Below are 15662 nucleotides of genomic sequence, written 5' to 3' on the forward strand. Positions count from 1 at the left end.
CTGGGGTTCTGTGGCGGCGGCCTATCGGCCCAGCAACTGCTGTACCAGCCACTGCCCGGCCGGGCCGAGGGCGCGGCGGCGTGACCAGGCGATATCCATGTCGACCCGCCGCGGGTAACCGGCCACCTGCAATTGCACCAGGCCGCTGCCAAAGCGTGTGACCAGCGCTTTGGGCAGTTCTGCCCAGCCAAAACCACGGTCGGCGAACTCCAGCAAGGTCAGGTAATCCGGTGCTGACCAGGCTTGGCCGCGGTCGTGATGCAAGCTGGGGGCGTACGTCTTGATGTACAGCTGGCGCACGCTCTCCAGCTGCTGGCGCTGCACCGTGCGCAGTGCCGCCAGCGGGTGGTCGGCGCTGACATACACGCAAAACTCCGCCTGTTCAGGCAGGCGCGCCACGGCGACGTCGGCAGGGTAGTGGGGCTGTGCGGCCAGTATGCCGATCTGGGCCATGTCCAGTTGCACCAGCTCGATCACATCAGCGTCTTCAGACGGGCCGCAGCGCAGTTCGGTGTGCGGGTAGCGGTCGGCGAAGCCGGCCATGACCGCACTTTGGAACGTGACGCTGTAGCTGTCCGACATCACCACCGAGACCAGCGCTTCAACATGCTCGCCCAACCTCAGCGCCAGGGCGTCGAGCCCGGCGCTGGCATCGAGGATCGCTTCGACGTGCGGCAACACCTGGCGGCCTGCGGCATTGAGCGTGGGGTGGCGCCCACCTCGGTCGAACAGGGGGCAGCCGATATCGGCCTCGAAATTGGCAATGGCGATGCTGACGGTGGACTGGCTTTTCTTGAGTTTGCGCGCCGCCGCAGAAAACGAGCCGAGTGAGGCGGCTTCGACAAAGGCAAGCAGGGCTTCCGGTGAGTAGCGCATAGGTATTGATAAAATCGATGGGTGCTATGTCGCGAGTATCTGTTCTATCAAAGAAAATAGAAAGCACGTCTTAAGCAAACGATGGAATTTGCAATGAAAAAGGTCTCTTTCACCGAGCGTATGGTCCATGCGGTGGGTTATGAAGTGTTCGCCGTGCTGCTGTGCGCACCGCTGTTGTCCTGGGTGCTGGGTAAGTCTTTGGCCACCGCGGGCACACTGGCGGTCACCCTGTCGGTAATCGCCATGGTGTGGAACATGGTCTACAACGCATTGGTCGACCGCTTCGTGCAGACCGAGCGGGTTGACTGGAAAGCCCGGGCGCGCGTGGTGCATGGCCTGGGCTTCGAGGCTGGGTTGGTGGTGTGGTGCCTGCCTGTGGCGGCCTGGATGCTGGATATTTCGCTGCTGCAGGCGTTCATGGTCGAGCTGGGCTTCTTTGTGATCATCCTGCCCTACACCGTGGTGTACAACTGGGTGTTCGACAAGCTCCGGCACCATGTGGCCCAGCGCCAGGCAGCGGCCTGAAGGCCGCCGCTACGACCGCCCGATGCCCTCGGTGTGCATGATCTGCGCAATGATCGGCACCGGGGTCATCAGGTGCGAGTGCATCATGGCGCTGGCGCGCTTGGCATCGCGGGCCAGGATCGCCTCGACCAGCGCCGAATGCTCCTGGCGCTTGAGCTCAAGCGCCTGCTCGGAAAACACCGTCTGCGTCAGCCACAAATGGCGGTAACGCTCAGCCTGGTCGAACAGGTAGGTGCGGGCCTGCAGCAGGTGCTTGGAGCCGCACCCCGAGGCGATGGCGGTGTGAAACGCCTTGTGCCGTTCATCCCACACATCCAGCCGTTGCTCGCGGGTTTTCACCTCCACCACTTTGGCCAGGGTATGCGAACAGGCCAGCACCGACGCTTCCCAAGCGTCATCGCCGCGTTCGATGGCCAGGCTGATGATCATGGCTTCCAGGTTGGCGCGGGCATCGTAGATGTCGTTCATCTCCGCCAGTGACATGGGCGCGACACGGTAGCCTTTCTGGCTGATGACAATCACCAGGTGCTCGGCCACCAACTGCGAAAGCGCCTCGCGCAGCGGCCCCACTCCCAGTTCGTAGCGGTCCTTGAGGGTGCTCATCAAGAGCTTCTCCCCAGGCTTGAACACGCCGCGGATGATGTCCTTCTTGAGCCTCTCATACCCGCTGAATGCTGAGTTTTGTCGGGGAGCGAGCGCTTCCAAAGTCCTGTTCCTCAAAACGTTTTGCCGATCATACCGAAACCGCTGGCGGACGAAAAACAATGGACATACTGTCTAAGTGTCTTCGTTTTATAAAAATGTAGACATTTTCATTGGGTGGCGATATTTTTGCTTCGCCCGCACTGATCCAGATCACGACTGGACCGTGCTATCTCCTTTTTCTGCCAGGACCTCGCCATGAACGCTTTTACGCAGATCAACCAACCTGTGCTGCCGCTGCCGCTCGAACCGCGTGGTTACACCATCGCCCCGTCGAAGCAGTCGCCTCGTCTGCTTGAACTGACCTTTGCCCGCGAGACCGTGCAGGCGTTCGTCGAGGCTGTGGCCCAGTGGCCGGTGCAGGCGCTGGAATACAAGTCGTTTCTGCGTTTTCGGGTGGGCGAGATCCTCGACGAGCTGTGCCAGGGCACGCTGCGCCCGGTACTGCTCAACACCATCCTCGACCGCGCCAGCGGCGGCATGCTGATCACCCCGCTGGGGCTGGATGACGTGAGCCAGGCCGAGGACATGGTCAAGTTCACCACCGCCTGTGCGCACCTGATCGGCCGCTCCAACTACGACGCCATGAGCGGCCAGTACTACGCCCGCTTCGTGGTGGTGAACAGCGACAACTCCGACAGCTACCTGCGCCAGCCGCACCGCGTCATGGAGCTGCACAACGACGGCACCTTCGTGAACCAGATCACCGACTACGTGCTGATGCTGAAAATCGACGAAAGGAACATGGAAGGCGGCAACTCGCTGCTGCTGCACCTGGACGACTGGGAGCAGTGCGAGGCGTTCTTCCGCCACCCGCTGGCGCGCCGCGAGATGCGCTGGACCGCGCCGCCCAGCAAGAACGTGGCCGAGGACGTGTTCCATTCGGTATTCGACAACGACGCTGAAGGCCGGCCGACCATGCGCTACATCGACCAGTTCGTGCAGCCGGAAAACTTCGAGGAAGGCGTCTGGTTGAACGCCTTGTCCGAATCGCTGGAGGGCAGCGACAAGAAACTGTCCGTGCCGGTGGCGGTGGGCAGCTTCGTCTTGATCAATAATCTGTTCTGGCTCCACGGCCGCGACCGCTTCACACCGCACGACGGCCTGCGCCGCGAGCTGATGCGCCAACGCGGCTATGTCGCCTTCCCCAAGCCGCTGTACCAACGCGGCCAGTAAACACGGCGCGGGAGGTAACACTGTGTACGATTTCATCATCATCGGCGGTGGCATTGTGGGCATGTCCACCGCCATGCACCTGATCAAGGTGTACCCGGACGCCAAGATTCTCCTGCTGGAGAAGGAGTCCGGCCCGGCGCGCCACCAGACCGGGCACAACAGCGGGGTGATCCATGCCGGGGTGTACTACACCCCCGGCAGCCTCAAGGCACGCTTCTGCCTGGAAGGCAACAAGGCAACCAAGGCCTTCTGCACCCAGCACGGCATCGCCTTCGATGAATGCGGCAAGCTGCTGGTGGCCACCAACGACCTGGAAATGCAACGCATGAAGGCGTTGTGGGAACGCACCGCGGCCAATGGCCTGGAGCGCCAGTGGTTGTCGGCCGACGAGCTGCATGAGCGCGAGCCCAATATCGTCGGCCTGGGCGGGATCTTCGTGCCCTCCAGCGGCATCGTCAATTATGCCGAGGTGACGGCGGCCATGGGCCGTGAGTTCCAGCGTGCCGGTGGCGAGATCCGCTACAGCGACGAAGTGGTCGGCCTCGAGGAGCGCGCCAGCGAAGTGGTCGTGCGTACCCGCAGCGACGAGGTGCACAGCCGCTTCCTGGTCACCTGTTCGGGGCTGATGGCCGACCGCGTGGTGAGCATGCTTGGCATCCGCACCCACTTTGTGATCTGCCCGTTCCGTGGCGAGTACTACTTGCTGCCCAAGCAGCACAACCAGATTGTCAACCACCTGATCTACCCGATTCCGGACCCGTCCATGCCGTTTCTGGGCGTGCACCTGACGCGCATGATCGACGGTACCGTGACCGTGGGCCCCAACGCGGTGCTGGCGATGAAGCGCGAAGGCTACCGCAAGGCCGACGTCAGCGTGGCGGACATGTTCCAGACCCTGACCACTCCCGGCATCCTCAAGGTGCTGGCCAAGAACCTGCGCCCGGGCCTGATCGAGATGAAGAATTCACTGTTCAAGGGCGGCTACCTCAAGCAGGTGCAGAAGTACTGCCCGAGCATCACCAAGGATGACCTCACACCTTACCCGGCGGGTGTCCGGGCACAGGCGGTGTCACGCGATGGCAAGCTCATCGACGACTTCCTCTTCGTCAATTCGGCGCGCAGCGTGAACGTCTGCAATGCGCCATCGCCTGCCGCCACCTCGGCCATCCCGATCGGCGCCTACATCGTCGAGAAGGTCTGCGCACAAGTCGCCCTGCAGGGGGGCGGCTTGCCCAAGCCAGACCTGGCCGGCAAGCAGCGCGCTGCCGGCTGAGCAGGCCGGCAACCCCAGCGGATCTGCGTTTCGTTTTACTCAACCCGCCTGGCCCTACTCACCATTTAGGGCCGGGTGGGCTTTTTCGCGCCCGTGTTCGCTAGACGGCGCAGCGCGGGCATGACAAGAACAAGAAGGTAAGGCCATGCAAACAGACAAGAACAATTTGAGTCATGGGTTGAAATCGCGGCACGTCACCATGTTGTCCATCGCCGGGGTGATCGGCGCCGGCCTGTTCGTCGGCTCCGGTCGGGCCATCGCCGAGGCCGGGCCCGCCACCATCCTCGCGTATATCCTGGCCGGTGGGCTGGTGGTGCTGGTCATGCGCATGCTGGCCGAAATGGCGGTCGCCTCACCGGATACCGGCTCGTTTTCCACCTATGCCGACCTCGCCATCGGCAAGTGGGCCGGCTATACCATCGGTTGGCTGTACTGGTGGTTCTGGGTGCTGATCATCCCCATCGAGGCCAACATTGCCGCCACCATCATCAACACCTATGTGCCGCAGATGGAAATCTGGGTGCTGTCGTTGGTGATCACGCTGCTGCTGACGGCCACCAACCTGTTCAGCGTGAAGAACTACGGCGAGTTCGAGTTCTGGCTGGCGCTGGTCAAGGTCATTGCCATCGTCGCCTTCATTATTCTGGGCGCCTGCGCCATTTTCGGCCTGCTGCCCAGCGCCGGCGTCAGCGGTGTTTCGCGCCTGTGGGACACCGGCGGCTTCATGCCCAATGGCTTCGGCGCGGTACTCAGTGCCATGCTGATCACCATGTTCTCGTTCCTTGGGGCCGAGGTGGTGACCATTGCCGCCGCCGAGTCGGACGAGGCGGGCAAGCATATCTCCAAGGCCACCAACTCGGTGATCTGGCGGATCACGCTGTTCTACATCCTGTCGATCTTCATCGTCATCGCACTGGTGCCCTGGACCGACCCGCGGTTGGCCACCGAGGGCTCCTACGTCACGGTGCTGGATACGCTTGGTGTGCCGCATGCCAAGGCCATCATCGACTTCGTCGTGCTGACCTCGGTCACCAGCTGCCTGAACTCGTCGCTGTACACCGCGTCGCGCATGGTCTATTCGCTGAGCCGTCGTGGTGATGCCCCGGCCTGTGCCCAAGTGACCAGCCGCAGCGGTACGCCGATTGTCGCGGTGCTGCTGTCCACCGGTGCGGCGTTTCTGGCGGTGATCGCCAATTACCTGGTGCCGGCCAAGGTGTTTGGCTTCCTGATGGCAAGCTCCGGCGCCATCGCCTTGCTGGTGTACCTGGTGATTGCCATTTCCCAGCTGCGCCTGCGCAAGCGCCTGACTGCGCAAGGCAAGACACTGAACTACCGCATGTGGCTGTTCCCATGGCTGACCTGGGCGGTGATCCTGTTCATCAGCAGCGTGCTGGTGGTGATGCTGTTGCGCCCGGACCATCGCCTTGAGGTGGTTTCCACCTTGGTGCTGGCGGTTTTCGTGGTGTGCTCGGGGTTGCTGATCACGCGCCGACGGGCGCGGGTGGCGCCAGGCAGCACCGTGGGGCAGGGCGCCTAGGCGGCCGGTAACAGACGAACGTTGCATCTCAGACGAGCAAGATCCATCAGGCTGTGAGAGGATGGCCGCCACCTCCACGGCTCGGCCACAGGACCCCAGAACTCAAGCCTGATGAAGACTCCAAAAAGAATCGAACCCCTGATCGAAGACGGCCTGGTCGACGAAGTACTGCGACCTCTGATGAGCGGCAAGGAAGCTGCGGTCTACGTGGTGCGCTGCGGTACCCAGGTGCGCTGCGCCAAGGTCTACAAAGAGGCCAACAAGCGTAGTTTCCGCCAGGCTGCCGAGTACCAGGAAGGCCGCAAGGTACGTAACAGCCGCCAGGCCCGCGCCATGGCCAAGGGCTCCAAGTACGGCCGTAAAGAGGCCGAAGATGCTTGGCAGAACGCTGAAGTGGCGGCCCTGTTCCGCCTGGCCAGCGCCGGTGTGCGGGTGCCCAAGCCTTACGATTTCCAGGATGGCGTACTGTTGATGGAGCTGGTGACGGACGCCGACGGCGACGCCGCCCCGCGCCTCAACGATGTGCACCTGGAAGCCGAAGAAGCCCGCGAATTCCACACATTCGTCATCCGCCAGATCGTCCTGATGCTCTGCGCAGGGCTGGTGCACGGCGACCTCTCCGAGTTCAACGTGCTGCTCGGCCCTGACGGCCCGGTGATCATCGACTTGCCACAAGCGGTGGATGCAGCCGGCAACAACCATGCCTTCAGCATGTTGCAGCGTGATGTGTCGAACATGGCCCATTACTTCGGCCGCTTCGCCCCGGAGCTCAAGGACACCCGCTATGCCCAGGAAATGTGGGCGTTGTTCGAAGCGGGCGAACTGAAAGCGGACAGCCCGTTGACCGGCGTGTTCGCTGACGACGACGAGCAAGCCGACGTGGACGGCGTGCTGCGTGAAATCGAAGCCGCGCGGTTCGATGACGCCCGCCGCCGCGCCGCCTTGGCGGACGCCGAGCGTGGCCCGGTCAAGGGTGAAGAACCCCCTCCGCCCTGGATGCAGTAGTCCATTGGGGCCGCCTGGCGGCCCAACCCTGTGGCGCTGGCGAGGTTCAGTTCGCTGGCGGCACAAACCCGTTGCGCTGGTAGAACCGCTCCAGCTCATGGGCCTCAGGCTCTACACCGGTGAAAATCCGCAGGTACTCTGGAATGAAGCGCATCCGCAGCGCCAGCGGTTCGTAGGTCTTCATGCTGATGTAGCCGATCTGCGCCAGGTAGATCGAGCGGGCGCGCGTGGCGGCGGCGTCCTCGCTGAAGCCAAAGCGGTCGAACATCTGTTTCAAGGCCTCCATGCGCAGGGCGTCGGCCTCGACGATCTCGGCGGCCACCTGTTCCGACTGCAGGGCCCAACTGCGCATGGCGAATTCGAACTGCGAATCGAACAGTTCGCTGTTCAGCCAGCAATCGAACACATTGAGTATCGCCTCGCTGATCGACGCCGCATACGCCTGTGAATGGCTCACCAGGTTGCTGGTGTTTTTGCGCTTCCACTGCTCGATCAGCGCTGCCAGCAACGCCTCGCGGTCCTCGAAGTACCAATAGAAACTGGTGCGGGCAAGGTTGAGTTTTTTCGCCAGCGGCAATACCCGCACAGCATCCACCCCCGATTCCTTGAGGGTTTCGTAAGCGGCGTTCAGCCAGCTTTCGAGCGAACCGCGGGCGGCGAGTTCTGGGGTCTTCGAAGTCATGTTCATGGGCGCATTCTTCCGTATCCATGGCAGGCTGGCAAGCGCAATGTACACCTGTGTCTAATTAATTGACACCTGTGTACATGGGGGCTAATGTCGTTTTTGCCTGATGCCCTGAACGCGAGAACAATCATGTCAAATGACCCGTTGCTTCAGCCGTACCAACTCAAGCACCTCACCTTGCGCAACCGCATCATCACCACCTCCCACGAACCGGCCTACCCCGAAGACGGCATGCCCAAGCAGCTGTACCGTGCCTACCATGTCGAGCGCGCCAAGGCCGGCGTGGCAATGACCATGACCGCCGGCTCCGCCGCCATTTCCCGAGACAGCCCGCCAGTGTTCAACAACGTGCTGGCCTACAAGGACGAGGTGGTCGGCTGGATGAAAGACCTCACCGACGAGTGCCACGAGCATGGCGCGGCGGTGATGATCCAGCTCACCCACCTGGGCCGGCGTACCCGCTGGGACAAAGGCGACTGGTTGCCAGTGGTGTCACCGTCGCACAACCAGGAGCCGGCGCACCGGGCCTTCCCCAAGCGCCTGGAGATCTGGGACATCGAGCGCATCATCAAGGACTACGCCGACGCTGCCGAACGCATGCAGGCCGCCGGGCTCGACGGCATCGAGCTGCAGGCCTACGGCCACCTGATGGACCAGTTCTGGTCACCGCTGACCAACGAGTTGCAGAACGTCTACGGCGGCTCCCTGGAAAACCGCCTGCGCTTCACCTTCGAAGTGCTCGCCGCGATTCGCCAGCGGGTGGGCGACGCGTTCATCGTCGGTATCCGCTACACCGGCGACGAAGTGCTGGCCGGCGGCTTGACCCGGCAGGAAGGCCTGCAGATTTCGCAGTTGCTCAAAAACAGCGGGATGATCGACTTTCTCAACGTGATACGCGGCAATATCGCCACCGACGCAGGCCTTACCGACATCATCCCGATCCAGGGCATGCGCAACGCCCCGCACCTGGACTTCGCTGGCGAGATCCGTTCGCTGACCGGCTTCCCGACCTTCCATGCGGCGAAAATCCCGGACGTGGCCACGGCCCGCCATGCCATCGCCGCAGGCCTGGTGGACATGGTCGGCATGACCCGCGCGCACATGACCGACCCGCACATCGTGCGCAAGATCATCGAAGGCCGCGAAGACCAGATCCGCCCCTGTGTCGGCGCCAACTATTGCCTGGACCGCATCTACCACGGTGGTGCCGCCTACTGTATTCACAACGCCGCCACCGGGCGCGAAACCAGCATGCCCCACGACATCGCCAAGGCGCCGGTGCGGCGCAAGGTGGTCATCGTCGGTGCCGGCCCGGCAGGGCTGGAGGCGGCGCGGGTGGCGGGCGAGCGTGGCCATGAAGTGGTGGTGTACGAGGTGGCCGACAAGGCCGGCGGGCAAATCCGCCTGACCGCGCAGTCCGAGCGGCGCAAGGAAATGATCAGCATCGTCGACTGGCGCCTGGCCCAGTGCGAGCGCCTGGGCGTGACCTTCCACTACAACGTGTGGGCCGACAGCCAGATCATCCTCGACGAGGCCGCCGATGTGGTCATCGTCGCCACCGGTGGGCTTCCCCATACCGAAGTGCTGGAGCACGGCAACGACCTGGTGGTGTCGAGCTGGGACATCATCTCCGGCGACGTGAAGCCTGGGCGCAACGTGCTGGTGTATGACGATGCCGGGGACCATGCCGCCCTGCAGGCCGCCGAGTTCATTGCGCAAAGCGGCGCACGCACCGAGATCATGACCCCCGACCGAACCTTCTCGCCAGAAGTCATGGGCATGAACCTAGTGCCCTACATGCGCACCCTGCAGCAACTGGACACGACCTTCACCGTCACCTGGCGGCTGAAGGCGGTACACAAGGGCGAAGGCGGCCTGCTGGCCAGCATCGGCACCGACTACAGCGAGCTGCGCCAGACCCGGCAAGTCGACCAGGTGGTGGTCAACCATGGCACCCGCCCGCTGGACGAGCTGTATTTCCAGCTGTGCCCGTTGTCCAGCAATGAAGGGGCGGTGGAGTACATGGACCTCATTGCCGGCCGCCCGCAAACCGTGGCCCGGCGCAACGACGGGCGCTTCCAGCTGTTTCGCATCGGCGACGCGGTGGCCTCGCGCAATACCCACGCGGCCATCTATGACGCGCTGCGCCTGGTGAAAGACCTCTGATCGGTACGCTGCACCTTAAAACAATAAACCCAGCACCACCCGCTGTTACTGCCCTGGCTCCAACAACGACAACGATATCCAGTGGAGAGTGTAACCATGCACATCGGTACCCAATCGACCGAGCAGCCCTGCCTGCTCGCCCCGTCATCCCTGCAGTTTCGCACCGACGCCAGCGTCACCGGCCATGCCCTGGCACCGGTAGACAGCGGCCTGCTCGCGGCCCAGGCCGCCATCGACCGCAAGGCCCTGCGCGAATACCGCCTGCAGCGTATTCGCCAGCAACTGCGTGCGCACGACTATGGCGGCATTCTGCTCGCCGACCCGATCAACATCCGCTATGCCACCGACACCAACAACCTTGGCCTGTGGGTGATGCACTCGCCCAGCCGTTATGTGTTCGTGCCCACGGAAGGGCCGGTGGTGCTGTTCGAGTTCACCAGCAGCCGGCACAACAGCGAGCACGTCGAGACCATCGACGAGATCCGCCCGGCGCTGCCCTGGTTGTACTTTCTGGCCGGCCCCAGGGTCGATGAGAAGGCGGCCTTGTGGGCGGCGGAAGTGGCCGAGCTGATGCTGCGCCACAGTGGCGGCAATCGCCGCCTGGCGGTTGACCGTTGCGACCCTTGGGGGGCCGAGAAGCTCAAGGCCAAAGGCATCGCGCTGTTCGACGCCCAGCCGTTGATGGAGCAGGCGCGGCTGATCAAGTCCGCCGAGGAAATCGCCAGCCATCGGGTGTCCATGGCCGTGTGCGACCTGGCCATCGCCCGCATGCGGGCCAGCCTGGTGCCGGGTATTACCGAAAACCAGCTGTGGAGCATCCTCCACGGCACCAACGTGGCCCAGGGCGGCGAGTGGGCCGAGAGCCGCCTGCTCAGCTCCGGTCCGCGCACCAACCCGTGGTTCCAGGACGCCACCGACAAAGTCATCGAGGCGGGCGAGATGGTCTGCTTCGACACCGACATGGTCGGCCCCGGCGGCTACCTGTCGGACATCTCGCGCAGCTTCGTCTGCCCTGGCAAACCAGTGACCGGGGCCCAGCGTGCGCTGCTCGACATTGCCTCGCAGCAGGTCAGCCATAACCTCCAGCTGCTGCGCCCGGGGCTTTCATTCCGCGAGTTCGCCGCGCACTGCTGGCCGGTGCCGCAGCGGTTCGAGCACAACCGCTACATGATGATGCTGCACGGGGTGGGCCTGGTCGACGAGTACCCCAGCGTGGCCTACGCCGTGGACTTTGCCGAATGGGGCTACGACGGCGTGTTCGAGGAGAACATGGTGGTCTCGGTCGAGAGCTACATCGGCGAGCAAGGCGGGCGCGAGGGCGTCAAGCTTGAAGAGCAGGTGCTGATCACCGCCCAGGGTGCGGTCAAGCTGTCGAGCACGCCGCTGGTCGACGACGACCGCTATTGAGGGGAGGGCCTGCACATGAACCCGATGAGTATCCCCCTGCGTCAGGTGCCGCCAGTGCCTGCAGTGAAGCCTGCGTTTCTGCGCCTGGAAGCGCTTTACAAACAGTTTGGCAAATACGAGGTGCTGCACGACGTCAACTTCGAGATGAGCAAGGGCGAGGTCGTGGCCATCATTGGCCCCAGCGGCTCGGGCAAGAGCACCTTGTTGCGCTGCATCAATCAGCTTGAGCCGCCGACGCGTGGGCGTATCCGCCTTGATGAGCTGGACATCGACGCCGCCACGCCGATGGCGCGGGCGGACCTTTTGAAACTGCGCCGGCGTATCGGCATGGTGTTCCAGTCGTTCAACCTGTTCCCGCACCTGACGGTGCTACGCAATGTCAGCCTGGCGCAGGTCCGTACCCTGGGGCGCAGTGAGCGCGAGGCCGATGCGCGCTCGATGCAGTTGCTGGAGCGCGTGGGCCTGGCGGACAAAGCCGGGCATTATCCGGCGCGCTGTTCGGGCGGGCAGCAGCAACGCATCGCCATCGCCCGCGCCTTGGCGCTGGAGCCGCAGTTGATGCTGTTCGATGAACCGACATCGGCACTGGACCCGGAGCTCGGCCTGGAGGTGCTGGTGGTGATGAAGGAGCTGGCCGGGGAGGGCATGTCGATGATCGTCGTGACCCACGAAATGCACTTTGCCGAGACCGTCTCCGACCGTGTGGTGGTCATGGCCGAGGGCCGCATCATCGAACAGGGCCCGAGTGCCCAGGTGATGCGCCAGCCACGCCATGAACGGGTGAGCAAGTTCCTCCAGGCCGTGAGGAACCGCTGATGAACGATATCCTCATGATGCTGCTGACGGGCGTGCCGTGGACCGTGGGTGTGACCGTCTGCGCCTTTGCCGTCGGTGTGGTGCTGGGGTTCCCGCTGTGCGCGCTGCGCATGTCACAGGTGCCGTCGTTGCGGGTATTGGGCGCGGCACTGGTGCTGACCTTGCGTTCGATCCCGCCGATCGTCTGGCTGTTCTTCATCTTTTTCGGCATTGGCGGCGGCTATGTCACGTTGTCGCCGTTTGTCGCAGCGGTGGTCGGCCTTGGCCTGATTACCGCCGCGCAGATGGCCGAGGTCTATCGGGGCGCCTTTGCGGCGATCCCCGATGGCCAGTATGAAGCGGCCCATGTGCTCAACCTGTCAGCGCCGCAGCGTTTCTTCGATGTGGTGTTGCCGCAGCTGGTGCGCATTTCCATCCCGACAGCGGCCACCTACGCCATCGGCCTGCTCAAGGACTCTGCAGTGGCGTCGACGCTGGGTGTCGCGGATATCAGCTTCCAGGCGTACCAGGTTTCGCAGCAGACCTTCCAGGGGCTGGGCGTGTACAGCGCGGCTGCGCTGGTGTACCTGGTGCTCAGCGTGCCGGTGGCGCTGGCTTCGCGCTGGTTGTCGAGCACCTTGCAACGGAGGATCAGCCTATGAACGCGCTGCTGACACTGTGGGCGCAGTGGTTTCCGGAGTTATGGAAGGGCTTTGTCCTGTCGTTGCAGGTGACCGCCGTCAGCCTGCTGCTGGGCATTGCGCTGGGGCTGCTGCTGGCCCTGGGCGTAGTCGCCAGGGGCAAGGCCATACGCCACCCGACGTTGATCATCGTCGAACTGGGGCGGGGTGCGCCGGCATTGATCCTGTTGCAGTACTTCTACTTCGGCCTGCCGTCGGTGAACCTGACCTTGACCTCGTTCTGGGCGGCCGTGCTGGCGTTGGCGTACTGCACGGCGGCGTACACCAGCGAGATCATCCGCGGCGGCATCGAGGCGGTTGCCCGTGGCCAGCACGAGGCGGCTGATGTGATTGGCCTGAACCGGGTCGATGCCCTGCGCTATGTGATCCTGCCCCAGGCCTTGCGGGTGGCGCTGCCGTCGTTGCTCGGCTTCTCGATCATGATGTTCCAGGCTTCTTCGCTGTGTTTCACCATCGCCTTGCCTGAGATCGTCAGCCGCGCCTCGGCCATCGGCTCCTCGACGTTCCAGTACATGCCGGTGCTGGTGCTGGCCGGGCTGATGTACGCGGCAGTCTGCGCGCCGGCCAGCCTGGGCGTGGCTGCCCTGGAGCGACGCCTGGCGCCCGGCGTGCAACCTGCTTGCTGATGCTGCTTTTACATTCACTTCCTGAAAGGTACCCATGATGAAACCATTCAAGCGCGTTACCCGTTGCCTGAGCCTGTGCCTGGCCCTGGTCGGCAGCGCCCAGGCCATGGCCGAGTGCAAACCCACCCATACGTTCGAAACCCTGACCCCTGGTGTGCTCACCGTCGCGGCCTGGGTCTTCCCGCCGTACTCGATCCCTGGCACCGGCCAGGCACTGGGCGGCGTTGATGGCGAGATCATCAAGCAGATCGCGGCCCGGGAGTGCCTGACCATCAAGGCCAGCGTGCTCGACCCCTCGGCGGCAATCCAGTCGGTGGTGGCCCGCCGTGCCGACGTGGTCATTGGCGACTGGTACCGCACGGCGGAGCGCGGCAAGGTGCTGGGGCTGTCGGCGCCGTTGTACCTGGACGTGATGGGCATCATCTCGCCCCAGGGCTATGCCAAGGTCAGCGAGCTGGAGGGCAAGCGCGTGGGGACGGTGCAGGGCTACCTGTGGGTCAGTGACCTGAAGACGGTGCTGGGCGACGACCTGGTGCTGTACCCCAACCCGGTGGCCATGGCCCAGGACCTGGCCTCGGGGCGCATCGAGGCCGGCATCGACAGCCATGCGGTGGCCGTCGCCTCGCAGCAGAAGGGGGCGTACAAGGGCGCCAGCATCAAAGTGTCCGAGCCGGATCCACGGGTCAAGGCGACCGAGCAACCGGGGCAGACCAGCATCCCTTACATGCTGAGCAACGTCGAACTGGGCAAGGCGCTCGATGCCAACATCCAGGCGTTGCATGGCAGTGGCGAGATTGCCCGCATACTTGAGGCGCATGGGCTGGATCGGCAGGCGGCAGATGTGGGGGCGCCGCGGTTGGTGGAGTGAAGTGCCTATACCGGCCTCTTCCCGGGTTTACCCGCGAAGAGGCACGACTAATCCAGGCTATTACCCTTGATGCAAGACACAATCTCTTCATTCAGCCTTTTCACTGGGGCTCAACAGGCATATGGTGTACGCCGTCCATATTCCCTGGAGCTGTCATGTCCAACCGTTTCCCCTCCGTTCGTCCTCGTCGCTTGCGCCAGAACGAATCCCTGCGTTCGATCTTCCAGGAAACCGAGTTCCGCCTTGAAGACCTGATCCTGCCGATCTTCGTCGAAGAAGGCATCGATGATTTCGTGCCGATCACCAGCATGCCGGGTGTCAATCGCATCCCTGAAAAACTGCTGGCGCGAGAAATCGAGCGCTACGCCCGTGCCGGCATCAAGTCGGTGATGACCTTTGGCGTCTCGCACCACCTGGACGAGGTCGGCAGTGACACCTGGAACGAAAACGGCCTGGTGGCGCGCATGGCGCGGATCTGCAAGGACACCGTGCCGGAAATGGTGGTGATGTCCGACACCTGCTTCTGCGAATACACCAGCCACGGCCATTGCGGTGTGGTGCACGACCACGGTGTGGACAACGACGCCACCCTGGTCAACCTGGGCAAGCAGGCCGTGATCGCGGCCGCCGCCGGCGCCGACTTCATCGCGCCATCGGCGGCGATGGACGGCCAGGTCCAGGCGATTCGGGGTGCGCTGGATGCCGCAGGCTTCCATGACACGGCAATCATGGCCTATTCGACCAAATTCGCCTCGTCGCTCTATGGCCCGTTCCGCGAGGCTGGCGGTACCGCCCTCAAAGGTGACCGCAAGAGCTACCAGATGAACCCGATGAACCGCCGCGAAGCCGTGCGCGAATCGTTGCTCGACGAGCAGGAAGGGGCCGATGTGCTGATGGTCAAACCGGCCGGCGCCTACCTTGACGTGATCGCCGACATCCGCGCTGCTTCGCGCCTGCCACTGGCGGCCTACCAGGTCAGTGGTGAATACGCGATGATCAAGTTCGGCGGCCTGGCCGGTGCCATCGATGAAGGGCGCGTGATGCGTGAAAGCATCGGTGCCATCAAGCGGGCGGGTGCCGACCTGATCCTGACCTACTTCGCCATGGACCTGGCGCGCGAAGGTATCTGATAGGGCCGGCTGCCTTGTGGGGGCGGCCTGTAGGAGCGGCCTTGCGTCGCGAAAGGGGCGCGTAGCGGCCCCAGGTTCTGTGGCGCAGCAAAAATCGCCGGGGCCGCTACGCAGCCCTTTCGCGACGCAAGGCCGCTCCTACAAGCCCCCAGCCCGCCCTGAAACTACAAAAATTCATTAAGCGCTGAAT

At 63.5% G+C, this 15662-nt stretch carries 15 protein-coding genes; 12 read left to right on the forward strand and 3 right to left on the reverse strand.

Annotated features, from left to right (window positions below; translation table 11 throughout):
- Nucleotides 1–21 precede the first annotated feature (21 nt).
- Complete coding sequence (locus LOY26_RS11610) at nt 22–876, reverse strand: LysR family transcriptional regulator (RefSeq protein WP_186663599.1); 855 nt, start codon at nt 874–876, stop codon at nt 22–24.
- Nucleotides 877–969: 93 nt separating this feature from the next.
- Between LOY26_RS11610 and LOY26_RS11615 the strand changes: the two genes are divergently transcribed.
- Nucleotides 970–1401 carry a multidrug/biocide efflux PACE transporter gene (locus LOY26_RS11615; protein WP_258714775.1) on the forward strand — a complete coding sequence of 144 codons (432 nt, stop codon included), beginning with the start codon at nt 970–972 and terminating at the stop codon, nt 1399–1401.
- 9 nt (nt 1402–1410) lie between these two features.
- Here LOY26_RS11615 and csiR read toward each other — a convergent pair whose 3' ends face one another.
- A complete protein-coding gene (gene csiR / locus LOY26_RS11620) occupies nt 1411–2106 on the reverse strand; it encodes a DNA-binding transcriptional regulator CsiR (RefSeq protein WP_047583363.1) in 696 nt (231 codons plus the stop codon).
- 195 nt (nt 2107–2301) lie between these two features.
- Here csiR and glaH point away from each other — a divergent pair, with 195 nt between their 5' ends.
- From glaH to LOY26_RS11640, 4 genes are all read left to right on the forward strand, one after another.
- Nucleotides 2302–3279 (forward strand): glutarate dioxygenase GlaH, encoded by a 978-nt coding sequence (gene glaH / locus LOY26_RS11625; protein ID WP_033697526.1) that lies wholly within the window; start codon nt 2302–2304, stop codon nt 3277–3279.
- 22 nt (nt 3280–3301) lie between these two features.
- Nucleotides 3302–4552, forward strand: a complete 1251-nt coding sequence (lhgO, locus tag LOY26_RS11630; RefSeq protein WP_258714776.1) for an L-2-hydroxyglutarate oxidase — start codon at nt 3302–3304, stop codon at nt 4550–4552.
- Nucleotides 4553–4697: 145 nt separating this feature from the next.
- Nucleotides 4698–6089: a GABA permease gene (gene gabP, locus LOY26_RS11635; RefSeq protein WP_033697528.1), complete on the forward strand. Its 1392-nt coding sequence runs from the start codon at nt 4698–4700 to the stop codon at nt 6087–6089.
- Between the two features lie 111 nt (nt 6090–6200).
- Nucleotides 6201–7094 (forward strand): PA4780 family RIO1-like protein kinase, encoded by an 894-nt coding sequence (locus LOY26_RS11640; protein ID WP_186660336.1) that lies wholly within the window; start codon nt 6201–6203, stop codon nt 7092–7094.
- 46 nt (nt 7095–7140) lie between these two features.
- Here the strand turns inward: LOY26_RS11640 and LOY26_RS11645 are convergent, their stop codons facing one another.
- The gene (locus LOY26_RS11645; RefSeq protein ID WP_047583361.1) at nt 7141–7782 is read right to left on the reverse strand and encodes a TetR/AcrR family transcriptional regulator; all 642 of its coding nucleotides are present in this window, start codon (nt 7780–7782) and stop codon (nt 7141–7143) included.
- 126 nt (nt 7783–7908) lie between these two features.
- Between LOY26_RS11645 and LOY26_RS11650 the strand changes: the two genes are divergently transcribed.
- The 7 genes from LOY26_RS11650 to hemB all read left to right on the forward strand — a co-directional run bounded on the left by LOY26_RS11650 (nt 7909) and on the right by hemB (nt 15472).
- Entirely contained in the window at nt 7909–9945 is a 2037-nt protein-coding gene (locus LOY26_RS11650) for an NADH:flavin oxidoreductase (protein ID WP_186660334.1), read from the forward strand.
- 96 nt (nt 9946–10041) lie between these two features.
- Nucleotides 10042–11352 carry a Xaa-Pro peptidase family protein gene (locus LOY26_RS11655; RefSeq protein ID WP_156310358.1) on the forward strand — a complete coding sequence of 437 codons (1311 nt, stop codon included), beginning with the start codon at nt 10042–10044 and terminating at the stop codon, nt 11350–11352.
- Between the two features lie 24 nt (nt 11353–11376).
- On the forward strand, nt 11377–12168 hold the full coding sequence (locus LOY26_RS11660; protein WP_258714899.1) for an amino acid ABC transporter ATP-binding protein: 792 nt from the start codon (nt 11377–11379) through the stop codon (nt 12166–12168).
- Nucleotides 12168–12809, forward strand: coding sequence for an amino acid ABC transporter permease (locus tag LOY26_RS11665; RefSeq protein WP_186663603.1), 642 nt, complete (start codon nt 12168–12170; stop codon nt 12807–12809). The genes LOY26_RS11660 and LOY26_RS11665 overlap by 1 nt, the downstream gene beginning before the upstream one ends.
- Nucleotides 12806–13474, forward strand: coding sequence for an amino acid ABC transporter permease (locus LOY26_RS11670; RefSeq protein WP_258714777.1), 669 nt, complete (start codon nt 12806–12808; stop codon nt 13472–13474). The genes LOY26_RS11665 and LOY26_RS11670 overlap by 4 nt, the downstream gene beginning before the upstream one ends.
- A 34-nt stretch (nt 13475–13508) precedes the next feature.
- Nucleotides 13509–14342, forward strand: coding sequence for an ABC transporter substrate-binding protein (locus LOY26_RS11675; protein WP_033697541.1), 834 nt, complete (start codon nt 13509–13511; stop codon nt 14340–14342).
- Between the two features lie 155 nt (nt 14343–14497).
- Nucleotides 14498–15472, forward strand: a complete 975-nt coding sequence (hemB, locus tag LOY26_RS11680) for a porphobilinogen synthase (protein ID WP_258714778.1) — start codon at nt 14498–14500, stop codon at nt 15470–15472.
- The last annotated feature ends 190 nt before the right edge of the window (nt 15473–15662 follow it).

The organism is Pseudomonas sp. B21-047 (genome assembly GCF_024748775.1).
Lineage (GTDB): Bacteria > Pseudomonadota > Gammaproteobacteria > Pseudomonadales > Pseudomonadaceae > Aquipseudomonas > Aquipseudomonas capeferrum.